Genomic DNA, 21,361 nt, shown 5'->3' on the forward strand with positions numbered 1-21,361 from the left:
TCAGTGTTCCGTATCGGCTAGGCCGAGGCGCTTTTCGATCCGATCGACGCGCATCTTGAGGTCGGCAACGTCTGACTGGATACCGTAGATCGTACCGATCAATCCACGAATATGATCCTCAAGTGCAAGCAAACGGATTCCCTGCGATGTCTGCTCTTTCTTGATCGCAGCAACGTCCGCCTGAATATTCTTCAGGATTTCCAGCATGATGTCGGCGCGTTCGTCCGTCACTCCGCCGCCTCCATCATCGGGCTGAGCCCACCACCGTTCTTCTCGATGATCCGCCGCTCCATCTCGGGGCGGAAATGCTTGATCAGCCCCTGGATCGGCCACGCCGCGGCATCACCCAGCGCGCAGATCGAATGGCCTTCGACCTGCTTGGTTACCTGCTGCAGCATGTCGATTTCCGACACGTCGGCATCGCCCGTGCGCATCCGCTCCATCACGCGCCACATCCACCCGGTGCCTTCGCGGCACGGCGTGCACTGGCCGCAGCTCTCATGCTTGTAGAAATAGCTGATCCGGCTGATCGCGCGCACGATGTCGGTCGATTTGTCCATCACGATCACCGCCGCGGTGCCGAGCCCCGACCCGACGGCCTTGAGGCCATCGAAATCCATCGGCACGTCCATGATCTCGGCCGCCGGCACCAGCGGCACCGAAGACCCGCCCGGGATCACCGCCAGCAGATTGTCCCAACCGCCGCGAATACCGCCGCAATGCACTTCGATCAGTTCGCGGAAGGTGATGCTCATCGCCTCTTCCACAACGCACGGCGTGTTCACATGGCCGCTGATCTGGAACAGCTTGGTGCCTTCGTTCTTCTCGCGCCCGAAGCTTGCAAACCATTCCGGCGACCGGCGCAGGATCGTCGGCACGACCGCGATCGACTCCACGTTGTTCACCGTCGTCGGGCAGCCATACAGCCCGGCACCGGCAGGGAATGGCGGCTTCAGCCGCGGCTGGCCCTTCTTGCCCTCGAGGCTCTCGAGCATCGCGGTCTCTTCGCCGCAAATATAGGCGCCGGCGCCGCGATGGACGAACACGTCGAAATCATAGCCCGATCCGCAGGCATTCTTGCCGATCAGCCCGGCGTCATACGCCTCGGCTACGGCCGCGAACAACGTCTCGGCCTCGCGGATATATTCGCCGCGGATGTAGATGTACGCGGCGCGCGCGCGCATCGCGAACCCGGCGATCAGCGCGCCCTCGATCAGCTTGTGCGGATCGTGGCGGATGATCTCGCGATCCTTGCACGAACCCGGCTCGGATTCATCGGCATTGATCACCAGGAAGTTCGGACGGTCGGCCTTGGGCTCCTTGGGCATGAAGCTCCACTTCATGCCGGTCGGGAAGCCGGCGCCGCCGCGCCCGCGCAGGCCCGACGCCTTCACCTTGTCGATGATGCCGTCTTGCCCCAGCACCATCAGCGCCTTGGTGTTGTCCCAATCGCCACGCGCCATGGCAGCCTGCAGGTTCCAGGGCTGGAACCCGTAGACGTTGGTGAAGATACGATCCTTGTCAGCGAGCATCTACTTGCCCTGTCCGATCAGCTTTTCAGCGAGGAAATACGCGCCGACAGCCAATGCCAGCCCGATAACGATGCCCAGCACGCCAAGAGCCAGCTTGACCGCCAGCACGACGACGACGATCGCGATGATCAGTGCGATCAGAGCACTCATGCCCACTCACCCCGGTAATCGTGGTTCTCATCGACCATCGCCTTCAGCGCAACAGGCCCACCGGCCGGCTCGCTCGACTTGCGGCCGATCGTCGATCCCGGCTTTGCCGGCTGCCCGGCGGCCAGCGCCTCCAGCACGGCCGTGGTCCGATCGTAATCCAGGTCTTCGTAATTGTCGTCGTTGATCTGCACCATCGGCGCGTTGGCGCAGGTGCCGAGGCACTCGACCTCGCTCAGCGTGAACAGCCCGTCGGGCGTGGTCTTGCCCTTGATCAGACCCTTGTTCTTGCACGCCGCCAACACGTCGTCGCTGCCTGCCAGCATGCACGGCGTCGTGCCGCACACCTGCACGTGATACCGTCCCACCGGCGCCATGTTGAACATCGTGTAGAAGCTGACCACCTCGTACACGCGCATATAGGGCACGCCAATCGTGCGCGCGACGAATTCGATCACCGGCACCGGCAACCACCCTTGAGTCTGCGTCTCGGCACCGACCTGGCGCTGCGCCAGATCGAGCAGCGGCAACGATGCGGATTGCTCGCGCCCCTTGGGATAGCGACCGAGAATCTCGTTCGCCTTCTTCTGGTTCTCTTCCGTCCACGCAAACGCGCCCCAGCGCGCGCGCGTCTCGGCTTCGTCGGGGATCTGAGGTGCTTCAGCCATTATCGGTCACATTCACCAAAAACGATATCCATCGCGCCCAGGATCGCCGTCGTATCCGCCAGCATGTGCCCCTTGGCCATGAAGTCCATCGCCTGCAAATGGCTGAACGCGGTCGGCCGGATCTTGCAGCGGTACGGCTTGTTGCTGCCGTCAGCGACCAAATACACGCCGAACTCGCCCTTGGGGCTTTCGGTCGCGACATAGACATCGCCCGCCGGCACGTGGAAGCCCTCGGTGTACAGCTTGAAGTGATGGATCAGCGCTTCCATCGATCGCTTCATCTCGCCACGCTTGGGCGGCACGACCTTGCGATCCAGGCTGGAGATCGGCCCGTCGGGCATCTCGTTCAGGCACTGCTTCATGATCCGCGCCGACTGGCGGACCTCCTCCACGCGCACCATGAAACGATCATAGCAATCGCCGCTCGTGCCGACCGGCACGTCGAAGTTCATCTTGGCATATACGTCGTACGGCTGCGACTTGCGCAGATCCCAGGCAATGCCCGAGCCGCGAATCATCGGCCCCGAAAAGCCCCATTTGATCGCATCGTCACGGCTGACCGTGCCGATATCCACGTTGCGCTGCTTGAAGATGCGATTGTCGGCCACCAGGCTGATCGCATCCTCGAACAGGCGTGGCAGCCGCGTGTCGAGCCAATCGCCGATATCGGTGAGCAGCTTCAGCGGTACGTCCTGATGCACGCCACCCGGCCGGAAATAGGCCGCATGCATGCGCGCGCCCGATGCCCGCTCGTAGAATCCCATCGTGTCTTCGCGCAGCTCGAAGAGCCACAGGTTCGGCGTCATCGCGCCGACATCCATCACATGCGACCCAAGGTTCAGCATGTGATTCATGATGCGAGTCAATTCAGCGAAGAACACCCGCAGATACTGCGCGCGGATCGGCACTTCCAGGTCGAGCAATTTCTCGACTGCGAGCACATAGGTATGCTCCATGCACATCGGCGAGCAGTAATCGAGCCGGTCGAAATAGGGCAACGCCTGCAGGTACGTCTTGTACTCGATCAGCTTCTCGGTGCCGCGGTGGAGCAGGCCGACATGCGGGTCGACGCGCTCGACCAACTCGCCGTCGAGTTCCATCACCAGGCGAAGCACGCCGTGCGCGGCCGGATGCTGCGGCCCGAAATTGATCGTATAGTTCTGGATCTCCACGTCGCCCACACTGGGGTCGGCAGCATCCATGCGGCGCTCCACCGCGTCGAGATGATCGCTCACTGGTTTTGTCCCTTGCCCGGCGTCGGATTGACGTCGGGATCGGCAGGCTTGTCTTCTGCCTTGTTGCCGGCATCCTTGTCGCCCGAGCCGGTCTCGGCGCGCCCCTCGGCCGTCTTGCCATAAGGCTCGCTCGGCGCCCGCGCCGGCGCGACCGCGCTCTGCGCCGCGTCCGCCTTGACGATGTCGTCCGCCTTCAAGGGTGTCGGCGCACCCTTGGCCTCGGGCAAGGCCGCCTTTTCGTCACCCGGCAACACATATTCGGCGCCTTCCCAGGGCGACTGGAAGTCGAACGTACGGAAATCCTGCGCCAGCTTCACCGGTTCGTATACCACGCGCTTGGCCTCTTCCGAGTACCGCACCTCGACAAACCCGGAGAGCGGGAAGTCCTTACGCTGCGGATGCCCACGGAAGCCATAGTCGGTCAGGATCCGGCGCAGGTCGGGATTGCCCGAGAACAGCACGCCGTACATGTCGTACACTTCGCGCTCCAGCCAGCCGGCGACCGGCCAGATCCCCGTCACCGACGGCACCGGCTTTTCCTCGTCGGTCTGCACGTGCACGCGGATGCGATGATTGCGCGTCAGCGACAACAGGCAATACACCACTTCGAAGCGATCGGCCCGCTCGGGATAATCGACTCCGGCGATTTCCATCAGCTGCTGATATTCGAGTCCGGGTGTATCGCGCAGCAGGGTCAAGGTCTCGACCAGCGTCTCGCGATCGACCGTGAAGGACACCTCGTTCACGGCTTCCAGGCTGGACAACACGCTTGCGCCGAGCACCTGCTCGGCCGCCTCGATAACGCCGTCGTTCGCGGCATAGGCCGGTGCCGGCGCCCTCACCGTTCGATCGTCCCGACGCGACGGATCTTCCGCTGCAACTGCATGATGCCATACAGCAACGCCTCGGCAGTTGGCGGGCAGCCCGGCACGTAGATGTCGACCGGCACCACACGGTCGCAACCGCGCACGACGCTGTAGCTGTAATGGTAATAGCCGCCGCCGTTGGCGCAACTGCCCATCGAGATCACGTATTTGGGCTCCGACATCTGGTCATAGACCTTGCGCAACGCCGGGGCCATCTTGTTGCACAGCGTGCCGGCGACGATCATCACGTCCGACTGGCGCGGCGACGCGCGCGGCGCAGCGCCGAAGCGCTCAAGATCGTAGCGCGGCATGTTGACGTGGATCATCTCGACCGCGCAGCATGCCAGCCCGAACGTCATCCACCACAGCGAGCCGGTACGCGCCCATTGGAACAGCTCTTCGGTCGAGGTGACGAGGAAGCCCTTGTCGCCCAGTTCACCGTTCAGGTCGCTGAAGAATGCCTGGTCGGGCTGCACGATCGAACTGGCGCTCGCGGCGCGATCAAGTTCGACCGGGCCTGCATGACCGCCCAAATGACCAGTGCTCATCGGGGTCATTCCCATTCCAGCGCTCCCTTCTTCCAGGCATAGACGAGGCCGAGCGCCAGTTCGGCGATGAAGATCATCATCGAGAACCATGCCGTCCAGCCGAGCGTGAACACGCTCACTGCCCATGGATATAGGAATGCTGCTTCCAGATCGAAGACGATGAACAGGATGGCGACAAGATAAAATCGTACGTCGAACTGGCTGCGGCTGTCTTCGAACGCCGGGAAGCCGCATTCATATTCAGTGAGCTTTTCCGCCGTCGGCTTATGCGCGCCGGTCAGCCGCGCGACGAGCATCGGCAGGAACACGAACGCGCTCGACAGCACCAGGGCCACGCCCAGGAACAGCAGGATTGGGAGGTATTGCGACAGGTCGACCAAGGGTTTCTCGCATGTGCGAAGAGGGATGGCGCGGCTTTAGGCCCATGCCCTTGAACGGGCAAGGCTTTGAGCCCTTGAGAATGACTCGCAACGGCATGCCGTGCGGATCAGCCGGCGGCTAACCCCATTTCGCGTAGCAAACCCGGCCAGCGTAGCGGAGCAACAACCGACGGCTGGGCTTTGCCATGCCGCCGGTCGCTCAGCGCAGCGCCCCAGCAATCAGCTTGTGCATCTTGGATTGCAGCACGTCGTTCGCCGCCAGCACTTCCTTGCGCGCGATCATCTGGTCGCCGCCGCGATAGTCGCTGACGAACCCGCCGGCTTCCTTGACCAGCAACATGCCCGCGGCCACGTCCCACGGCTTCAGGTCCGATTCCCAGAAGCCGTCGAAGCGACCGGCCGCCACCCAGGCAAGATCGAGCGCCGCCGCACCGAAGCGCCTGATCCCCGCCACTTCCGGCGCCACGGCCCCGAAAATCCGGCTCCATTGCCCGAAATCACCATGACCGAGGAACGGAATGCCCGTCGCGATCAGCGCATCGGCCATGTCGCGCCGCGCAGACACGCGCAGCCGCTCCGACTGCACCCAGGCGCCCTTGCCCTTTTCCGCCCAGAAGCTTTCATCGGTCAGCGGCTGGTACACCAACCCCGCGGTCACCTCGCGCTTGCCGTTGGCGAGCGTCTCCTCGACCGCGATCGAGATCGCGAAATGGGGAATGCCGTGCAGGAAGTTCGACGTGCCATCCAGCGGATCGACGATGAAGCGCGGCTTGCTCGGGTCACCCGCCACTTCGCCGCGCTCTTCCATCAGGAAGCCCCAATCGGGGCGGCCGTGGCTCAGTTCCTCGAACAGGGTCTGTTCGGCGCGCTGATCGGCCATCGACACGAAGTCGGCCGGACCTTTGCGGCTGACCTGCAACTGCTGCACCTCGTTGAAATCACGCCGCAACCGCGGCCCCGCCTTGCGCGCGGCGCGGTCCATGACCGTCATCAAACCGGAATGCGAAACCATAACTCTTCTTCTTCCCCCCTCCCGCTTGCGGGAGGGGTCGGGGGTGGGCTCCCGGCCAAAGCTCGGGCAATATTATGGAGAGAGCGCGAGCCCTCCCCACCCCTCCCGCAAGCGGGAGAGGAGCGGAAATCAATCCGCCCGCTTTACATACGTCTGCTCGTAGACATCGACCACGATCCGCGTGCCCGCGCCGATATGCGGCGGCACCATCACGCGCACGCCATTCTCCAGGATCGCCGGCTTGAACGAGGAGGACGCCGTCTGCCCCTTCACCACCGCGTCGGCCTCGACGATCAGCGCCTCGATCGTGTCGGGCAGCTGCACCGAGATCGGGCGCTCCTCCCACAATTCCATCACCACATCCATGCCGTCCTGCAGGAACGCCGCAGCGTCGCCCAGGATGCCGGCATCCAGCGTGATCTGCTCGTAATTCTGCTTGTCCATGAAGGTCAGCGTATCGCCATCGCGGAACAGATATTGGAAATCGACCGTATCCAGCCGCACCCGCTCGACGCTCTCGGCGGAGCGGAAACGGACGTTGGTCTTCCGCCCGTCGATCAGGTTCTTCATCTCGACCTGCATATAGGCCCCGCCCTTGCCCGGCTGGGTATGCTGGATCTTGACGGTCTTCCAGATGCCGCCTTCATATTCGAGGATATTGCCGGGACGAATTTCGACCGCATTGATCTTCATGGGAAACCTGTAGCTGGAAAGAGCGAAGCGCGCGCCTTAGCGGGATGCGGCCTTTCCGGCAAGGTAGGGGTAGGGATCGACATCGCGCCCCTCATACCATTTCTGCTCGGGCAGCGTGCGCGTCAGCCCGAAATGCAGGTGGTAATTCCCTGCCCCGGCATTGCCGGTATCACCGACATAGCCCAGCGGATCGCCCGTTCTCACCACCTGCCCCTCATGCAAGCCAGGCGCATAGCCGGACAGATGCGCGTAATAATAGGTCCACTTGCGCTGCGGCGATCGCACATACGCCGTGATCCCCCCGGCGGCACTGTTCCACAATTTTTCGATCCGGCCCGGTGCCGCGGCCAGCACCAGCGTGCCTGCGGGAGCCATGATGTCCGTGCCATGATGTGGCCTGAGGCCATTGTCGCGCGGGTCGCCCCAGCTGTCCTGGATCGTCTCGCGCGGCATGCCCTTCACCGGCATGGCGAGCACCACCCCGTGGGGCAGTGGCTCGCCGGCCACAGGGTGCGGCGCCGCTGCGCGTTCGGCACGGGGCGCCGCATCCGGCAGGAACAGCAGCGCCGATGCCCATAAGCCGAGCATCACCACCACGACGATGGTCACCAGAATCGCCAGCCTACGCATCACATTACTGCTGGAACACCGCGGGCGTGCCCGGCTTCACCATCAACGACAGTCGCGCCGCGTCCCAGTTGGTCAGGCGGATGCAGCCGTGGCTCTCCGCGCGGCCGATCGTCTCCGGCGACGGCGTACCGTGGATGCCGTAATGCGGCTTGGACAGATCGAGCCAGATCACGCCGACCGGCCCGTTCGGCCCGGCCGGCAGCTTGGCTGCCTTGGCATCGTCCTTGGCATCCCAGAACAGGTCGGGATTGTAATGGAACGGGGGATTGTACGACGCGCCCTTGATCGTCCACTTGCCGATCGGAAGCGGATCGTGCTCGCTGCCCATGGTCGCCATGAACTGCGCCACCAGCTTCCCGTTCTTGTCGAGCACGCGCAAAACTTCGTCGGACTTGTCGACCACCACCTTGGCGCCCTGCGGCTGCGTGGCATCGACATTCAGGTCGGTCAGCGTCTTGCGCCATTCCGCCGGCAACTTGGCGTCATACTCGCGCGAGGTCGGCAAGGCGTTGGGGAAGACGACCTTGGCGCCGGGCGCCAGCCGCGTGCTCGGGCTGTTCAACGCGATCAGCACGTCAGGCGTGGTGTGAAACGACTCGGCCAGCTTCTCCATCGCGTTGCGATAGGCCAGGGCCAGCAGCTTGGCCTGTTCGGCAGGGTCCTTAGGCAAGGGATTGACGTAAGGCCCCGCCAGCGACTCCGCCGTCAACGTCAGCAAACGCGTCGGCCGCAGCGCACGGTAGGGATACAAAGCACGCAACGTTGCCTTGTCCGCCTTGCCCGTCGTCGGCAGTCCACGGGTCTCCTGAAAACCCTTGAGCGCTGCGGTCAGCGACTTGCCGGCTTTCCCGTCCAGCACCCCCGGCGAGAAGCCGAGATGATCGAGAATCACCTGCAAATGCAATGTGGTACGATCGACAACGGCCGAAACCGCCTTCGTTCCCTCCGCCTGCGCAGAGATCGGACAAAGCGAGGCAATCGCCAGACAGGCTGCGCCGAGAGCGGTTTTCCTCACCAATTCAAACTCCTAAATACAAACTATGCAGACAACGACGGAAGAGCGGCTTGTTTCCCAGCCGTCACGATCACCCGAACTTTCGCGCCGCTCTCTGATCGGCGGCGCCGCGCTCGGCGGGATGGCGGCGATGATGCCGTTCCCGGCGATGGCCGCGACGGGTGAATGGCGCCTCGCGATCCGCAACGTGCACAACAACGAAACGGTCGATGCCGTGTTCGCGCGCAACGGGCGGTTCGTGCCTCAAGGCCTCGCCGAGCTCAACCATGGTTTGCGCGATTGGCGCACCGGCGAGGTGACGCAGATGGACCGCCAGCTGCTCGGCCTGCTCGTCCGCTTGCGTGAAAAGCTCGACCTTGGCGGCTGCAACAAGATCGAGCTGATCTCGGGCTATCGCTCGCCGCACACCAATGCCGCGCTGCGCGCTCGCGGTGGCGCCAACACCGGTGTCGCCTCGACCAGCCAGCATATGCTCGGCAAGGCCACCGATATCGTCGTACCGGGCGTCACGCTGGACAAGCTGCGCGGTGCGGCACTCGCGCTCGGCGGCGGCGGCGTCGGCTATTATCCGCGCGACGGCTTCGTCCATGTCGACACCGGCCGCGTGCGCCAGTGGTGATCGATCAAGGGTAGTTCTGCCGCGCGTGCATCCCGGACAATATGTCGATCTCATCCGATTTTACTCGGTAGATAAGTATGTAGTTCGGGTGGACGACGGCCTCTCGGGTGCTCGCTATCCGGCCCAACCTGTGGATGTACGGGTACAAGGCTAGCTGCTCCGCCTTGGTCTCGATCAGAAGAAGCAGCTTATGCGCGGCGACCTGATTACGTGCGGCAATAAAGTTGATGATCTCGCGAAGATCGGCCTTGGCCTCAGGTAGCCAGATCAGCCGCATTGCGCCGATGACTTTCTATCAATGCTCGCATCTCGGCCATGACCTCGTCGTGCGGTATACCTGGCTCCTTGCTGTCCAGCGCACGCTGCACCTTGGCCCGAAACCAGACGTCATACGCCTCCGCCTCTTCGGTGGAGCCAAATTTGGATTCGATCGGCGACAGCTTTGCCATGCGCCATCGCATACCAGATCGACGCCGGGCTTTCTAGCGCGCCAGCACCTCGCCGAACGCCCGCACCGCCGCCGCCTCGTCGCCACCCCAGACGGCGCTCGACACCGCCAGGAAGTCCGCTCCCGCCGCCACCAGCGGTGCGGCGTTGGCCGGCGTGATCCCGCCGATCGCCACGCACGGTATTTCGAACACGGTCGACCACCAGCTGAGCAACACCGGCTCGGCAACGTGGCTGACGGCCTTGGTGGTGGTCGGATGAAAGGCGCCGAACGCGACATAATCGGCCCCTGCCTCGCCCGCTTCCATCGCCAGATGCCGGCTGTCATGGCACGTCACGCCGATCTGCGCCTTGGGCCCCAGCACGTCGCGCGCCTCGCGCGGATCGCCGTCATCCTGGCCGAGATGCACGCCGTCCGCCCCCAGCCGCTTGGCCAGTGCAATGCTGTCGTTGACGATGAACGCCACATCGGCGTCGGCGCAGATCTGCTGCAACGGCTCGGCCAAGGCCGCCGCGACATGCTGATCCATGCCCTTCAGGCGAAACTGGAACGCCGCCACCGGCCCGGCCTCGAGCGCGCGCTTCAACCGATCGGGAAACGCCCCGCCCACATCGAGCGGCGAGACGAGGTACAGCTGGCACGCCGGCCGTCTGATGTCGCGCGTGAACTGGGCGGCGAAATTGGGGTCGAGCGGGCCGAGCGGGTCAATGTCCATCCCCGCGCGATAGCGCCGCGATCGCCGCGTGGAAAGCCGCCGGATCGTCGAGCTTGTGCGCCACCGCCTGCACCTGCCGCCCGCGGCGTAGCGCGATCGGCGCCTTGAGGTCGATCACCACGCTCGGCCAGGCCACGAGCGCAAGGTTGAGCATCGCCCGATCCTTGATCGCCGCCGCGTCCCAGGTCGGGCGCAGGCCGGCAATCTGGTCGACCGGCACCGCGATCGATTGCAGGTAGCCGGCCTGCAGCGTCAGCACGCCATCCGCGATCGTTACTGGCAGGCGCTTAAACGAGCGCAGCAGCCAGAGCAGCGATACGACCGCCGCCTGATCGATCGCCCCGATCACCATCGCGGCCCACCAACCGAGCAACGCGACCACAACAAGATGCACCACCAGCATCTCGACGATCGCCAGCCCCAGCAGCACGCCGATCATCGGGCCGAGGCTGCGATGATAGGCGAACTGCATGAGAGGCGCTTATTCTTCGTTCTTATAGATCGCGATGATCTTCTCGAGCATCGCCAGCGCCTCGTCGCGCGGGCGCTGGAAGGTGTTGCGGCCGATGATCGAGCCGTTGCCGCCGCCATCGCGAATGTCGCGTGCGTCCTGGAAGATCGCATCGGCGCCCTTGGACGCACCACCCGAAAACACCACGATCCGCCGCCCGGCAAAGCTTGCCTGCACGACATGCCTCACCCGGTCCGACTGCTTCGACCAGTCGGTGCCCTCGTACATCGGCTTGGCATCCTTCTGCTCGATATGATCCGTCGGCAGCTTCACCTTGATGATGTGCGCGCCCAGCAGCGCCGCCATGTGCGCGGCATAGGCCCCCACATCCAGCGCCAGCTCGCCCGACTTGGGCAGCATGCCGCCGCGCGGATAGGACCAGATCACGGTCGCGATGCCGACCGACTTTGCTTCCGCCGACATTTCGCGGATCTGCCCGATCATCTCGAACAGATCGTCCGACCCCGGATAGATGGTGAAGCCAATCGCCGCGCAGCCCAGCCGCACCGCATCCTCGACCGATCCGGTCACCGCCTGGTTGGCGCCCTGCGCCCAGCTGTTGGAGCTGTTGACCTTGAGGATCGTCGGGATCTGCCCGGCGAACGTTCCGGCGCCCGCCTCGATCATGCCGAGCGGCGCGGCAAACGCGCTGAGGCCGGCGTCGATCGCCAGCTGATAATGGTAATGCGGATCATAGGCCGGCGGATTGACCGCGAAGCTGCGCGCCGGGCCATGTTCGAAGCCCTGGTCGACCGGCAGGATCACCAGCTTGCCGGTGCCGCCAAGCTTGCCCTGCATCAGGATACGGCCAAGATTGGCCTTGGTCGCGACATTGTCGGATTCGTATTTGTCGAGAATGGCCTGGACGATCGGCGTCATGGAATTTTCCTTCATCAGTGGTTTAAAGGGCCAACCAGCGCCGCAGCGCCTGGTCGACCAGGATCATGGTGTCATCGGAAGCCTTGCCGATCAGCCCGCCGACGCGTTCGCGCCGGATGGCCTGGACAAGGTCGATCTCGATCTCGCTATCGTCCAGCAAGTTAGTCTGGTCGGTGGCGGATACCGGAATGCGATACAGACTGTCGCCGCTGATCTCGCTGGTGATCGGGCAGACGGTAAAAGCGGGATGATGCGCATTGAAGGCATCGGCCTGCACGATCAGTCTCGGCCGCGGTTTCTTCGAGAAGTCGCCTTTGCCGATCGTGGACACGATATCGCCCCGTTTCATTCGGCAGCTTGGCCGGGCTCGGCCAGGTCGCTCAGGTCATCGTCCGCGGCGGCCAAAGCTTCCCAGGCGCGATCCTGGTCGCTTTGGCCCCGCGCCGCCGCCCGCAACGATTGGCGCCGCGCCTCTGCCAGAAAGGCTTGATCGTGCTGCTCGACATAGCGGCGGACGGCATCGCGCGCGATATCGCTCTTCGACCGGCCCTGACCGCGGGCAACCGCCGTCAACCGCCGTTCGAGATCGTCATCGAGCCTGACACCGAGCACAGCCGCACCTATTTGTTTAACACGTTAAACATAGGCCGGGTGGCCTAGCGCGTCAACGCCGCCACGCCGGGCAAATCCTTGCCTTCCATCCATTCCAGGAACGCCCCACCCGCAGTCGACACGAAGGTGAAGTCGTCACCCACGCCGGCCTGGTTGAGCGCGGCCACAGTGTCGCCGCCCCCTGCAACCGAAACCAGCGACCCATCCTGCGTCAGCGCCGTCGCCGTCTTCGCCAGCGCCACCGTCGCAGTGTCGAACGGCGGAGTCTCGAAGGCCCCCAGTGGCCCGTTCCACACCAGGGTGCGGCAATTTTTCAGCACATCCGCCAGCGCCTCCACCGCCGCCGGCCCGACGTCGAGGATCATCTCGTCCGGCGCCACTTCGTGCACGTTGCACGTCCGCAGGCTCGGCGGGTTGGGCGCGAACTCCTTCGACACCACCACGTCATATGGCAGGTGGATCGTGCAATTGGCCCGATCCGCCGCCTCGAAGATCTCGTCCGCGGTGCCGGTCAGGTCATGCTCGCACAGCGACTTGCCGACGTTCACGCCGCGCGCCGCCAGGAAAGTGTTGGCCATCCCGCCACCGATGATCAGGTGATCGACCTTGGTGACGAGATGCTTAAGCACGTCCAGCTTGGACGACACCTTGGCGCCGCCGACCACGGCGGCCACCGGATGCTCGGGATTGCCCAGCGCCTTGTCGAGCGCGTCCAATTCGGCTTCCATCGCCCGCCCGGCAAAGGCCGGCAGCACATGCGCCAGACCCTCGGTCGAGACATGCGCGCGGTGCGCGGCGGAAAACGCATCGTTGACGTAGAAATCGCCAAGTTCGGCAATCTTTGCCGTCAGTTGCGGATCGTTCTTCTCTTCTCCGCCGAAGAAACGCGTATTCTCCAGGATCGCGACATCGCCCGGCTGCATCATCGCCGCCGCTTCGCCTGCGCCGTCCCAGTCGACGAAGCGCACCGGCCGGCCGAGCACCGCCTCATAGGGCCGCGTCACCAATGCCAGCGACATATTGGGGTCGCGCATTCCCTTGGGGCGCCCGAAATGCGCTAGGATCAGCACGATCGCCCCGCGATCGGCCAGCTCGCCGACCGTCGCCAGCGTCGCGCGCAGCCGCGTGTCGTCGGTCACCCCGCCGTCGGCCATCGGCACGTTCAGATCCTCGCGCACCAGCACGCGCTTGCCGCGTACCTCGCCCATATCATCGAGCGTTTTGAACGTTCTATCGGTCATGTTTCGATCCTGATTGCATCGCCAATGGCGATCGCGCCGCCTGTAATTACCATCGTGCACACGCCGCCACGCCAGTCCGGCGTCAGCGCGGCGCACAATCCCGGCGCCAGCTTGTCCATCCGGCTGCACGGATCGGTTTCGCGCGTGATCTCCAGCACGACCTGCGCGCCGATCCGCAAGCGGACGCCCCGGTCCTGCGGCAGGTCCAGCCCGTCGATCAGCAGATTGGCGCGCCGCTCCTGCCACGGCACGGCGGCACCGACCTCGGCCAGCGCCGCTGCCCAGTCGCCATGCTCCATCAACGTCACCTGACGCCGGTGCGGCTTGCCCTTGGAGCCGCCACGATAGTCACCTTCGATCCCGCCCTCGGGCGTCACCGCGGCACGCTCCACCGTCTCCATCGCCGCGCCCGGCTGGGCATGGCGCGCGATCCCCGCCAGGATGCCGACGCCTGCCGCAGCCGACGGATCGGACTCAGGCATCCCGGCGGGTCCGTGCATCAGATGAACTTGCCCATCGCCACCGCGGTATCGATCATGCGGTTCGAGAAGCCCCATTCATTGTCGTACCAGCTGACGACGCGGACCAACTTGCCGTCGATTACCGCGGTCTCCAGGCTGTCCACCGTGGAGGATGCCGGGGTATGAACGATGTCGATCGAGACCAGCGGCTCGTCCGAATAATCCAGCACGCCGACCAACGGTCCGCTTTCCGATGCCGCCTTCAGGATCGCGTTGACCTCCTCGCGCGTCGTGTCGCGCTTGGGCGTGAAGGTCAGGTCGATCAGGCTGCCATCGGGCACCGGCACGCGGATCGCGGAGCCATCCAGCCGGCCCTTCAGTTCGGGCAGCACCTCGCCCACCGCGCGCGCCGCGCCGGTCGTGGTCGGGATCATGCTCATCGCCGCGGCACGCGCGCGACGCAGATCGGGGTGGATCTGGTCGAGGATCTTCTGGTCGTTGGTATAGGCATGCACCGTCGTCATCAGCCCGCGCTCGATGCCGATCGCATCGTTCAGCACCTTGGCGACCGGCGCCAGGCAGTTGGTCGTGCACGAGGCATTGGAGACGATGTTGTGCCCGGCCTCAAGCTTGTCGTGGTTGACGCCGTACACCACGGTCAGGTCGACGCCCTTACCCGGTGCCGAGATCAGCACCTTCTTGGCGCCGGCATCGAGATGCTTCTGCGCGCTGGCGCGGTCGGTGAAGAAGCCGGTGCATTCCAGCACCACGTCGATACCCTGCTCGGCATGCGGCAGGTTCGCCGGATCGCGCTCGGCGGTCACGCGGATGCGCTTGCCGTCGACGACCAGGTCGTTGCCCTCGGCCGACACCACACCCGGATACTTGCCATGCACCGAATCGCGCGAGAACAGCCAGGCGTTGGACTTGGCGTCCGCCAGGTCGTTGATCGTCATCAGCTCCAGCCCGGTATCGCCACGTTCCAGCACGGCCCGCGCGACGAGGCGGCCGATGCGCCCGAACCCGTTGATCGCAACCTTGATCGTCATCGAAATATCTCCCTCGTCGGATGCCCGTGCCGAAGCGGCGACGGCCAGCAAAAAGTCCCGCGGTCTTTGCGGTGGGTGGCTGCGTGCGTCAACCACCCGCCGACGCTCGAGCACGGTTCCCGTGAATCGCTGTTGTCGCAGGCATCAAGCATGCTATCCAGCGCGCATGGCCGATGGCTCCCCGCTCGATCGCATCCACGCCGCCGTTTCCCGCATTGAGGCGGCAAGCGCGCGCCACGCGCAGGAGAAAGCCGCGCTGACCCAGCGTCACGCGGCGCTGCGCACCCGCATGGCCGAGGCCGTCGCCGCGCTCGACGACGTCATCACCCGCGGCACGCCCGAGTGACGGCGCGCTAGCATGGCAGAGGTCACGCTCACGATCGGCGATCGCCGCCATGTCGTCGCCTGCCGTCCGGGCGGCGAAGATCAGCTGCAGCATGTCGGCATGCTGCTCGATCAGCGCTGGGCCGCGGCCAATCGCGCGGCCGGCGGCCAGGGCGGCGAGCGCACGATGCTGTTCGTCGCGCTGATGCTGGCCGATGCGCTGGACGAGGCGGAGCGCCACCCGCCCCAGCCGGCGAGCGACGCGATCGATCCCGACGCGCTGGTCGCGCTGGCCGAACGTCTGGAATCCTTGGCCGAGCGTCTTGAGAAGTAATCTCGCGCGCGCTATATGCAGTGACGGCGGGCACTGCCCGGTACGAGCCTTACCGATTATCCCTGAGGCGATTCTTCTTCCTAGGGGGTTGTCCCTGCGCAGATCCTGGTCTGTCGTACATGATCCCCACCTGATGCTTTTGGCGTCAGAGGATATTCAGGCTACGGCCATGGTGGTCCCGCCACCCCATCTGGCCCGATGATGGACAAGCAGACGCTCCGCGCCCGCCTGCGCGCCGCGCGCGATGCCTTCGTGCTGGATGCGCATCCTTCGGTCCTCGTCCCCCAGCCCTTTCTCGATCGACTCGACCACGGCCTGACCGTCGCCTCCTACGTGCCGATGGGCGGCGAGGCTGACCCCTCCCCGCTCGCCCGCGCCGCGGTGGAGGCAGGCTGCGAGATCGTCCTGCCGCATATCGTCGATCGCGCCACGCCCTTGCGCTTCCTCGCCTGGGATACCGAGGCGGCGTTGATCGCCGGCCCGTTCGGCCTGCATCAGCCCGCGCACACCGCCGACGAACGCCGGCCCGACATCATCTTGACCCCGCTCGTCGCCTTCGACTCAGCGCTCAACCGCCTGGGCCAGGGCGCCGGCCATTACGACCGCGCGTTCGAAGCTTTCCCGGACGCGTGGCGTGTCGGCGTAGCCTGGAGCGTGCAACAGGTCGAATCGCTGCCCGCCGACCCGTGGGACGTACCGCTCCACGCCATCGTCACCGAACGAGATTGGATCACGCCGTGACCCCCAGCTGGCGCAAACCCGTCGGGATGCTCGCCATCCTGACCATGATCGCCCTGTGGGTGATCGCCATTGCCAGCCTGTCGAACACCGTCGGCGCCTGGCACTGGCTGCTGCAACTGGCCTTCTATCTGGTCACCGGCATCGTCTGGCTCTGGATCCTGCCGATGCGCCGCATGCTGCAATGGATGGAAACCGGCACCTGGCACGCCCCCGCGCCCTAGCGCGATGACGTGGGGCAGCATCACAAACCCCGTTCGTCCTGAGTAGCCATCGGGTAGCCCGCAGGGCGTATCGAGAGGGCGTATCGAAGGACAGGCACCGCACGCTCCACCGCTGAGCCCTCGATACGGCCTTCAGCCTAGTCGGTCTCTACTCAGCATGAACGGCTGTGGGTGAGGTAATCACCCTCCAAGCCACCGTCATCCCGGACTTGGTCCGGGATCCAACGTGCCGCCAACGCAGCACCTGCAAATAACGGTCATCAAACGCCACAAACTGGATCCCGGACCAAGCCCGGGACGACGGCAGTATGTGTGGGAAACCACGTTCGAAAACCTCTCCCAAATCAGGGAGTGGCGCGAGTGACGGGGCTCGAACCCGCGACCTCCGGCGTGACAGGCCGGCGCTCTAACCAACTGAGCTACACCCGCTTGTAAAGCGTGGAGGCGGCTCACTATGCGCGGGCCGCCGACCTGTCAACGGCGATTTAAGACAAATCAGCTCGCCGTGTCCGCGCGGGGGTCGGTATCGTCGCCGCGACCCTTGCGCTCCTGGGTCAGCGTGCCGTGTTCGAACAGGAAGCCGGCAATGTCCGGCTTGCCCGCGGCACCGATCACGGTCTGGATGATGATCAGCAGCGGCACGGCCAGCAACGCGCCCGTCGTGCCCCATACCCAGCCCCAGAAGCTGATCGAGATGAGGATCATGATCGGGTTGATGGTCAGGCGGTGCCCGACAATCAGCGGCGTGACCACATTGGCCTCCACCAGATGCAGGCCATACATGATCGCCGGCGGGGCCAGCGCCACCCACACGTCGGAAAAGGTCATCAGCCCGCCGATCGCCAGCAGCAACGCCGCCACCACCGGCCCGAAATACGGCACGTAGTTGAGCAGGGCAACGATCCCGCCCCACATCAGCGGAAAAGGCATGCCCAAAGCATACAGCGCCCCGGCAATGCACAGGCCGAGCGCAATGTTGATCGCGGTGATCGTGCCGAGATACGAGGACACGTCGTCCACCACATCCTGGATCACCCGCGCCGTCGCCATCGCCCCGCCGAAGCTCTGCCGGCTGGTGATCGTGCGCTTCCGCATCCGCGTCCAGCCGGAGAGGAAGAAGAAGGCGGTCAGGATGCCGAAGAAAATCTGGATGATCACCCCAGGCGCCGAAGTCGCGGCCAGCTCCAGGATCGAGCTCGGCGGCGCGACGCCGGCGGTCGGCGCCTGGCGGATCGGGGTCGAGGCGATCTGGCGCAGCGTGCGGTTGGCGTATTTCTCGAGGCTCGAATAGAGATCGAGCAACGGCGCGAGGTTGGTCTGGATGCGGTCGATGCGCGTCGGCAGCAGGCGGAAGAATTCGGTCGCCGGCACGACGATCGCGGCCAGCGCGATATTCGCCACGATCAGGAACAGCAGTACGCAGGTCAACGCCGCCAGTGCAGACGGCACGCGGCGGCGCTCGAGCCATTCGAGCAGCGGGATCAGCGCGACGGCGATCACCAAGGCGGTGGTGGTCGGCAGGAAGAATTCCGCCCCGGCCTTCAGCGCGAACGGCGTGGCAAGCACCAGCCCCAGTCCCGCGATCAGCGTCAGCCCGGCGAGCAGTCGATCGCGCCGAAGCGCAACACGCGGGTCCTCCGGAATATTGCCGCTCGGCACATCGCCTGCCGCCCCCTCGCCCGAGGATAACGGCAGCCCGAATACCCCCGATGCCGCGGCCGGCGTTCCCGGGACCACCGGCTCGGCATTCTCGTTGCTCACCACCATCCGATCGATCCTCGCACGCCTACTCAGGCAGCACCGTAGCGCCATTCCCAGCGCTTGTAATCCCGGCTAGCGTGGGGCCATGCGCGACCTCATTCTGGTGATCGACGAAGGCACCACTTCGACCCGGGCCATGCTCTTCCGGCCCGATGGCGCCTGCCTGCATAGCCAGGCGGAGGAACTGGCCCAGCATTATCCCGAGCCGGGCCGGGTGGAACATGACGCGGCCGAGATCTGGCGCAAGACGCTCGCCGTCACCCATGCGGTGATCGAGCGAGCCGGCGGCGCGGAGCGCATCGCCGCGATCGGCATCACCAACCAGCGCGAGACGATCGTGTTCTGGGATCGCCACACCGGCGAGCCGCTCGCCCCGGCGATCGTCTGGCAGGATCGCCGCACCGCCGCCACCTGCCGCGCGCTGAAGGAACAGGGCCATGAGCCGATGGTGCAGGCCAAGACCGGCCTGCTGCTCGATCCCTATTTCTCCGGCTCGAAGATCGGCTGGGCGATGGAACATTGGCCGCAACTGCGCGACGCCGGCGACCGGCTCGCCATCGGCACGATCGAATCGTGGCTGATCTGGAAGCTCACCGCCGGCGAAGGGCAGAGCGGCCTGCACATCACCGATGCCACCAACGCCAGCCGCACCGCGCTCATGGCGATCGGCAGCGGCCATTGGGACGACGGCCTGATCGACCTGTTCGGCGCGCCGCGCGCGGCATTGCCCGAGATCGTCGATTGCGCCGGCCGCTTCGGCGAAACCACCCTGTTCGGCGCGCCCATCCCGATCTGCGGCATCGCCGGTGACCAGCAGGCCGCCACGATCGGCCAGTCCTGCCTCAAGATCGGCGATACCAAGGCGACGTTCGGCACCGGCGCGTTCGTGCTGACCCAGGCCGGCGCGACGCCGCCCGCGTCGCACAATCGCTTGCTCTCGACCATCGCCTGGCAGCTGGGCGGCCGCCGCGCTTACGCGCTCGAAGGATCGGTGTTCGTCGCCGGCAGCCTGATCAAATGGATCCGCGACACGCTCGGCCTGATCGGCGACGCCGCCGAGACCGACACGCTCGCGCGCAGCGTGCCGGACAATGGCGGCACCTATCTCGTGCCCGCACTATCGGGCCTGGGCGCGCCCTGGTGGGAGCCGGACGCGCGCGGCAGCATTTCGGGCCTCAGCTTCTCCACCACCAAGGCGCACATCGTCCGCGCCGCGCTGGAAGCAATGGCGCACCAGGCCCACGATCTGAAGAGCGCGTTCGCGGCCGACGGAGTCGACTGGAATTGCGTCCGCATCGATGGCGGCATGGTCGCCAACGACTGGATGGCGCAGGACATGGCCGACATGCTCGGCATCCCCGTCGAACGCCCGCAATTCGCCGAAACCACCGCGCTCGGCGCGGCGATGCTGGCAGGCGTCGGCTGCGGCCTGTTCAAGGACCTCGCCGCCGCCAGCGTCATGCGCGGCGACGTCGAGACGTTCGATCCCACCATGAGCAAAGACACCCGTCACGCACGCCTCGACGGCTGGGCGAAGGCGGTAAACAGCGTGGTGACACTAGCGCAGGGCTGACGCGGGGCGACCGATTACACCTGCCCGACCTTCCCCCCGTTCGTGCCGAGTAACGACCGAGTAGCCCGCAGGGCGTATCGAGGGCGTGTATCGAAGCACCGCCCAGCAAGCGCGCCCTGCGACGAGCGATACAGCACCAACATCCTCACCGTCACCCCGGACTTTGTTCCGGGGTCCACCGTGCCTCACGCTCAACCTTCAAGCCGCCATCCCGTCGCAAGCCGCTTGGTGGACCCCGGAACACGCCGGCGACTGACCCTTGCGAACATAGATCGTCATCCCCGCGCAGGCGGGGATCCATAGACTCGGGCGTCAAGACTTCAGCCGCGAAGCAAGCCGGTATGGATCCCCGCCTGCGCGGGGATGACGTCGGGACCATGTCCAACGGTACAATCACCGAACGCGTCCCCGGTGACGGCTCGTCCAGCGCACCCGACAACGCCGCGCCACACGCCCGCATCACCCCAGCCCCCCCATCACCTCCCCCGCACCTGCGCATAGGCCCACATGCTGGTCAGGCTGACGTTCGGCTCCGAATAGGCATCGATGGTCGTGCTGATCACATCCGGCAGCGACGGCTGCCCGCCCGGCCGATACCAATAGACGATGCTGAACGACGGGTTCTTCGTGACATGCGCCGGCGGCCCGAACCGCCGCCGCAGCCGCTGCGCATAAAAGCGGTTCGCGACGGAGCGAGCGGCCGGGTCGCTCATATTGCCACGGTGCCGGAAATTGGCCACCGCCAGCCGCCGTCCTTCGTGCAGCTCGAGAAAGTACAGGCTGATGCGCATCGCGGTTGCGGGCGACTCGTAGCACGGCATCCCGCCGCCGCGGTTGAGCGGATCGACCATCAGCCTCTCCGTCGGCGCACACGGCACTTGGCGATAGCCACGCCGCTGCAGCGCCACGGCAACCTCGCGTGGCGACATGAGCGGCGCAATGCCGCCGATCGCCGCACCTGTCCAGTCGGGCCGCGTGGTCGGCAGCGCTCCCGGCTCGTCGCCGCAGCTGCTGACGGCCAGTGCTGCGGCAAGCAGCCATCCATATCGCACGATCACGTCCCCCCTGACCCACCCCACATCTTGTGGCCAAGTTGCTCGGCCGGCGCCAGCGCCATCGGATCGGCGGCCGCGTTGCATCGTCCGA

30 protein-coding genes and 1 tRNA gene are annotated in these 21,361 nt (G+C 65.3%); 6 read left to right on the forward strand and 25 right to left on the reverse strand.

Annotation, left to right across the window (positions count from 1 at the left end):
* From NV382_RS04565 to NV382_RS04620, 12 genes are all read right to left on the reverse strand, one after another.
* Complete coding sequence (locus NV382_RS04565; RefSeq protein ID WP_260599343.1) at nucleotides 1-231, reverse strand: pre-mRNA-splicing factor SPF27 family protein; 231 nt, start codon at nucleotides 229-231, stop codon at nucleotides 1-3.
* A complete protein-coding gene (gene nuoF / locus NV382_RS04570; protein WP_260599344.1) occupies nucleotides 228-1,532 on the reverse strand; it encodes an NADH-quinone oxidoreductase subunit NuoF in 1,305 nt (434 codons plus the stop codon). The genes NV382_RS04565 and nuoF overlap by 4 nt, the downstream gene beginning before the upstream one ends.
* Nucleotides 1,533-1,682 (reverse strand): hypothetical protein, encoded by a 150-nt coding sequence (locus NV382_RS04575; RefSeq protein ID WP_260599345.1) that lies wholly within the window; start codon nucleotides 1,680-1,682, stop codon nucleotides 1,533-1,535.
* Nucleotides 1,679-2,347 (reverse strand): complex I 24 kDa subunit family protein, encoded by a 669-nt coding sequence (locus NV382_RS04580; RefSeq protein ID WP_260599346.1) that lies wholly within the window; start codon nucleotides 2,345-2,347, stop codon nucleotides 1,679-1,681. The genes NV382_RS04575 and NV382_RS04580 overlap by 4 nt, the downstream gene beginning before the upstream one ends.
* Nucleotides 2,347-3,549 carry an NADH-quinone oxidoreductase subunit D gene (locus tag NV382_RS04585; RefSeq protein ID WP_260600308.1) on the reverse strand — a complete coding sequence of 401 codons (1,203 nt, stop codon included), beginning with the start codon at nucleotides 3,547-3,549 and terminating at the stop codon, nucleotides 2,347-2,349. The genes NV382_RS04580 and NV382_RS04585 overlap by 1 nt, the downstream gene beginning before the upstream one ends.
* A gap of 29 nt (nucleotides 3,550-3,578) precedes the next feature.
* The gene (locus NV382_RS04590) at nucleotides 3,579-4,424 is read right to left on the reverse strand and encodes an NADH-quinone oxidoreductase subunit C (protein ID WP_260599347.1); all 846 of its coding nucleotides are present in this window, start codon (nucleotides 4,422-4,424) and stop codon (nucleotides 3,579-3,581) included.
* Complete coding sequence (locus NV382_RS04595; RefSeq protein WP_260599348.1) at nucleotides 4,421-4,996, reverse strand: NuoB/complex I 20 kDa subunit family protein; 576 nt, start codon at nucleotides 4,994-4,996, stop codon at nucleotides 4,421-4,423. The genes NV382_RS04590 and NV382_RS04595 overlap by 4 nt, the downstream gene beginning before the upstream one ends.
* Nucleotides 4,997-5,001: 5 nt before the next feature.
* The gene (gene ndhC / locus NV382_RS04600) at nucleotides 5,002-5,376 is read right to left on the reverse strand and encodes an NADH-quinone oxidoreductase subunit A (protein ID WP_260599349.1); all 375 of its coding nucleotides are present in this window, start codon (nucleotides 5,374-5,376) and stop codon (nucleotides 5,002-5,004) included.
* A 199-nt stretch (nucleotides 5,377-5,575) separates the two neighbouring features.
* Nucleotides 5,576-6,388 (reverse strand): inositol monophosphatase family protein, encoded by an 813-nt coding sequence (locus NV382_RS04605; RefSeq protein WP_260599350.1) that lies wholly within the window; start codon nucleotides 6,386-6,388, stop codon nucleotides 5,576-5,578.
* Nucleotides 6,389-6,517: 129 nt separating this feature from the next.
* On the reverse strand, nucleotides 6,518-7,081 hold the full coding sequence (gene efp / locus NV382_RS04610; RefSeq protein WP_260599351.1) for an elongation factor P: 564 nt from the start codon (nucleotides 7,079-7,081) through the stop codon (nucleotides 6,518-6,520).
* Between the two features lie 36 nt (nucleotides 7,082-7,117).
* Nucleotides 7,118-7,711, reverse strand: a complete 594-nt coding sequence (locus NV382_RS04615) for a M23 family metallopeptidase (RefSeq protein WP_260599352.1) — start codon at nucleotides 7,709-7,711, stop codon at nucleotides 7,118-7,120.
* A gap of 4 nt (nucleotides 7,712-7,715) precedes the next feature.
* Nucleotides 7,716-8,672 (reverse strand): L,D-transpeptidase family protein, encoded by a 957-nt coding sequence (locus NV382_RS04620; RefSeq protein ID WP_418066787.1) that lies wholly within the window; start codon nucleotides 8,670-8,672, stop codon nucleotides 7,716-7,718.
* Between the two features lie 79 nt (nucleotides 8,673-8,751).
* On the opposite strand from NV382_RS04620, the gene NV382_RS04625 reads away from it, so the two are divergent.
* Nucleotides 8,752-9,345: a peptidoglycan L,D-endopeptidase MepK gene (locus NV382_RS04625; RefSeq protein ID WP_260599353.1), complete on the forward strand. Its 594-nt coding sequence runs from the start codon at nucleotides 8,752-8,754 to the stop codon at nucleotides 9,343-9,345.
* Between the two features lie 4 nt (nucleotides 9,346-9,349).
* Here the strand turns inward: NV382_RS04625 and NV382_RS04630 are convergent, their stop codons facing one another.
* From NV382_RS04630 to gap, 10 genes are read right to left on the reverse strand one after another with little or no spacing between them, the layout of a single operon-like run.
* Complete coding sequence (locus NV382_RS04630) at nucleotides 9,350-9,622, reverse strand: type II toxin-antitoxin system RelE/ParE family toxin (RefSeq protein WP_260599354.1); 273 nt, start codon at nucleotides 9,620-9,622, stop codon at nucleotides 9,350-9,352.
* A complete protein-coding gene (gene relB, locus NV382_RS04635) occupies nucleotides 9,600-9,794 on the reverse strand; it encodes a type II toxin-antitoxin system RelB family antitoxin (protein ID WP_260599355.1) in 195 nt (64 codons plus the stop codon). Before relB (NV382_RS04635) ends, NV382_RS04630 begins: the two co-directional genes overlap by 23 nt.
* Nucleotides 9,795-9,827: 33 nt before the next feature.
* Nucleotides 9,828-10,508 carry a thiamine phosphate synthase gene (thiE, locus tag NV382_RS04640; protein ID WP_260599356.1) on the reverse strand — a complete coding sequence of 227 codons (681 nt, stop codon included), beginning with the start codon at nucleotides 10,506-10,508 and terminating at the stop codon, nucleotides 9,828-9,830.
* On the reverse strand, nucleotides 10,498-10,980 hold the full coding sequence (locus tag NV382_RS04645) for a hypothetical protein (protein WP_260599357.1): 483 nt from the start codon (nucleotides 10,978-10,980) through the stop codon (nucleotides 10,498-10,500). Before NV382_RS04645 ends, thiE begins: the two co-directional genes overlap by 11 nt.
* 9 nt (nucleotides 10,981-10,989) lie before the next feature.
* Entirely contained in the window at nucleotides 10,990-11,898 is a 909-nt protein-coding gene (locus NV382_RS04650) for a class I fructose-bisphosphate aldolase (RefSeq protein ID WP_260599358.1), read from the reverse strand.
* A gap of 22 nt (nucleotides 11,899-11,920) precedes the next feature.
* Complete coding sequence (locus tag NV382_RS04655) at nucleotides 11,921-12,247, reverse strand: type II toxin-antitoxin system PemK/MazF family toxin (RefSeq protein WP_260599359.1); 327 nt, start codon at nucleotides 12,245-12,247, stop codon at nucleotides 11,921-11,923.
* Entirely contained in the window at nucleotides 12,244-12,510 is a 267-nt protein-coding gene (relB, locus tag NV382_RS04660; protein ID WP_260599360.1) for a type II toxin-antitoxin system RelB family antitoxin, read from the reverse strand. The genes NV382_RS04655 and relB (NV382_RS04660) overlap by 4 nt, the downstream gene beginning before the upstream one ends.
* A gap of 44 nt (nucleotides 12,511-12,554) precedes the next feature.
* Nucleotides 12,555-13,751, reverse strand: coding sequence for a phosphoglycerate kinase (locus tag NV382_RS04665; RefSeq protein WP_260599361.1), 1,197 nt, complete (start codon nucleotides 13,749-13,751; stop codon nucleotides 12,555-12,557).
* Nucleotides 13,748-14,233: an MOSC domain-containing protein gene (locus tag NV382_RS04670; RefSeq protein ID WP_260599362.1), complete on the reverse strand. Its 486-nt coding sequence runs from the start codon at nucleotides 14,231-14,233 to the stop codon at nucleotides 13,748-13,750. The genes NV382_RS04665 and NV382_RS04670 overlap by 4 nt, the downstream gene beginning before the upstream one ends.
* A 17-nt stretch (nucleotides 14,234-14,250) precedes the next feature.
* Nucleotides 14,251-15,261: a type I glyceraldehyde-3-phosphate dehydrogenase gene (gene gap, locus NV382_RS04675; protein WP_260599363.1), complete on the reverse strand. Its 1,011-nt coding sequence runs from the start codon at nucleotides 15,259-15,261 to the stop codon at nucleotides 14,251-14,253.
* Between the two features lie 166 nt (nucleotides 15,262-15,427).
* On the opposite strand from gap, the gene NV382_RS04680 reads away from it, so the two are divergent.
* From NV382_RS04680 to NV382_RS04695, 4 genes are all read left to right on the forward strand, one after another.
* The gene (locus NV382_RS04680; protein WP_260599364.1) at nucleotides 15,428-15,607 is read left to right on the forward strand and encodes a hypothetical protein; all 180 of its coding nucleotides are present in this window, start codon (nucleotides 15,428-15,430) and stop codon (nucleotides 15,605-15,607) included.
* A 12-nt stretch (nucleotides 15,608-15,619) separates the two neighbouring features.
* A complete protein-coding gene (locus NV382_RS04685; RefSeq protein WP_260599365.1) occupies nucleotides 15,620-15,919 on the forward strand; it encodes a cell division protein ZapA in 300 nt (99 codons plus the stop codon).
* Nucleotides 15,920-16,117: 198 nt separating this feature from the next.
* A complete protein-coding gene (locus NV382_RS04690) occupies nucleotides 16,118-16,660 on the forward strand; it encodes a 5-formyltetrahydrofolate cyclo-ligase (RefSeq protein ID WP_260599366.1) in 543 nt (180 codons plus the stop codon).
* The gene (locus NV382_RS04695) at nucleotides 16,657-16,881 is read left to right on the forward strand and encodes a DUF2842 domain-containing protein (RefSeq protein ID WP_260599367.1); all 225 of its coding nucleotides are present in this window, start codon (nucleotides 16,657-16,659) and stop codon (nucleotides 16,879-16,881) included. Before NV382_RS04690 ends, NV382_RS04695 begins: the two co-directional genes overlap by 4 nt.
* A 352-nt stretch (nucleotides 16,882-17,233) precedes the next feature.
* On the opposite strand, the gene NV382_RS04700 is transcribed toward NV382_RS04695, so the two are convergent.
* Together NV382_RS04700 and NV382_RS04705 are read right to left on the reverse strand one after the other, a co-directional pair.
* Nucleotides 17,234-17,310, reverse strand: a tRNA-Asp gene (locus tag NV382_RS04700).
* A 66-nt stretch (nucleotides 17,311-17,376) separates the two neighbouring features.
* On the reverse strand, nucleotides 17,377-18,648 hold the full coding sequence (locus NV382_RS04705; RefSeq protein WP_260599368.1) for an AI-2E family transporter: 1,272 nt from the start codon (nucleotides 18,646-18,648) through the stop codon (nucleotides 17,377-17,379).
* A 79-nt stretch (nucleotides 18,649-18,727) separates the two neighbouring features.
* Here NV382_RS04705 and NV382_RS04710 point away from each other — a divergent pair, with 79 nt between their 5' ends.
* Nucleotides 18,728-20,215: an FGGY family carbohydrate kinase gene (locus tag NV382_RS04710; RefSeq protein ID WP_260599369.1), complete on the forward strand. Its 1,488-nt coding sequence runs from the start codon at nucleotides 18,728-18,730 to the stop codon at nucleotides 20,213-20,215.
* Between the two features lie 476 nt (nucleotides 20,216-20,691).
* On the opposite strand, the gene NV382_RS04715 is transcribed toward NV382_RS04710, so the two are convergent.
* Entirely contained in the window at nucleotides 20,692-21,273 is a 582-nt protein-coding gene (locus tag NV382_RS04715; RefSeq protein ID WP_260599370.1) for a hypothetical protein, read from the reverse strand.
* Nucleotides 21,274-21,361 lie beyond the last annotated feature (88 nt).

Source organism: Sphingomonas endolithica (assembly GCF_025231525.1).
Lineage (GTDB): Bacteria > Pseudomonadota > Alphaproteobacteria > Sphingomonadales > Sphingomonadaceae > Sphingomonas > Sphingomonas endolithica.

Coding starts and splice junctions, on each gene's coding strand:
- nuoF (WP_260599344.1), bottom strand. CDS start 1,532: ATGCTCGCTGACAAGGATCGTATCTTCACCAACGTCTACGGGTTCCAG.
- NV382_RS04575 (WP_260599345.1), bottom strand. CDS start 1,682: ATGAGTGCTCTGATCGCACTGATCATCGCGATCGTCGTCGTCGTGCTG.
- NV382_RS04580 (WP_260599346.1), bottom strand. CDS start 2,347: ATGGCTGAAGCACCTCAGATCCCCGACGAAGCCGAGACGCGCGCGCGC.
- NV382_RS04585 (WP_260600308.1), bottom strand. CDS start 3,549: ATGGATGCTGCCGACCCCAGTGTGGGCGACGTGGAGATCCAGAACTAT.
- NV382_RS04595 (WP_260599348.1), bottom strand. CDS start 4,996: ATGAGCACTGGTCATTTGGGCGGTCATGCAGGCCCGGTCGAACTTGAT.
- NV382_RS04605 (WP_260599350.1), bottom strand. CDS start 6,388: ATGGTTTCGCATTCCGGTTTGATGACGGTCATGGACCGCGCCGCGCGC.
- efp (WP_260599351.1), bottom strand. CDS start 7,081: ATGAAGATCAATGCGGTCGAAATTCGTCCCGGCAATATCCTCGAATAT.
- NV382_RS04615 (WP_260599352.1), bottom strand. CDS start 7,711: ATGCGTAGGCTGGCGATTCTGGTGACCATCGTCGTGGTGGTGATGCTC.
- NV382_RS04625 (WP_260599353.1), top strand. CDS start 8,752: ATGCAGACAACGACGGAAGAGCGGCTTGTTTCCCAGCCGTCACGATCA.
- NV382_RS04630 (WP_260599354.1), bottom strand. CDS start 9,622: ATGCGGCTGATCTGGCTACCTGAGGCCAAGGCCGATCTTCGCGAGATC.
- relB (WP_260599355.1), bottom strand. CDS start 9,794: ATGGCAAAGCTGTCGCCGATCGAATCCAAATTTGGCTCCACCGAAGAG.
- thiE (WP_260599356.1), bottom strand. CDS start 10,508: ATGGACATTGACCCGCTCGGCCCGCTCGACCCCAATTTCGCCGCCCAG.
- NV382_RS04645 (WP_260599357.1), bottom strand. CDS start 10,980: ATGCAGTTCGCCTATCATCGCAGCCTCGGCCCGATGATCGGCGTGCTG.
- NV382_RS04650 (WP_260599358.1), bottom strand. CDS start 11,898: ATGACGCCGATCGTCCAGGCCATTCTCGACAAATACGAATCCGACAAT.
- NV382_RS04655 (WP_260599359.1), bottom strand. CDS start 12,247: ATGAAACGGGGCGATATCGTGTCCACGATCGGCAAAGGCGACTTCTCG.
- NV382_RS04665 (WP_260599361.1), bottom strand. CDS start 13,751: ATGACCGATAGAACGTTCAAAACGCTCGATGATATGGGCGAGGTACGC.
- NV382_RS04670 (WP_260599362.1), bottom strand. CDS start 14,233: ATGCCTGAGTCCGATCCGTCGGCTGCGGCAGGCGTCGGCATCCTGGCG.
- gap (WP_260599363.1), bottom strand. CDS start 15,261: ATGACGATCAAGGTTGCGATCAACGGGTTCGGGCGCATCGGCCGCCTC.
- NV382_RS04680 (WP_260599364.1), top strand. CDS start 15,428: ATGGCCGATGGCTCCCCGCTCGATCGCATCCACGCCGCCGTTTCCCGC.
- NV382_RS04685 (WP_260599365.1), top strand. CDS start 15,620: ATGGCAGAGGTCACGCTCACGATCGGCGATCGCCGCCATGTCGTCGCC.
- NV382_RS04690 (WP_260599366.1), top strand. CDS start 16,118: ATGATGGACAAGCAGACGCTCCGCGCCCGCCTGCGCGCCGCGCGCGAT.
- NV382_RS04705 (WP_260599368.1), bottom strand. CDS start 18,648: ATGGTGGTGAGCAACGAGAATGCCGAGCCGGTGGTCCCGGGAACGCCG.
- NV382_RS04710 (WP_260599369.1), top strand. CDS start 18,728: ATGCGCGACCTCATTCTGGTGATCGACGAAGGCACCACTTCGACCCGG.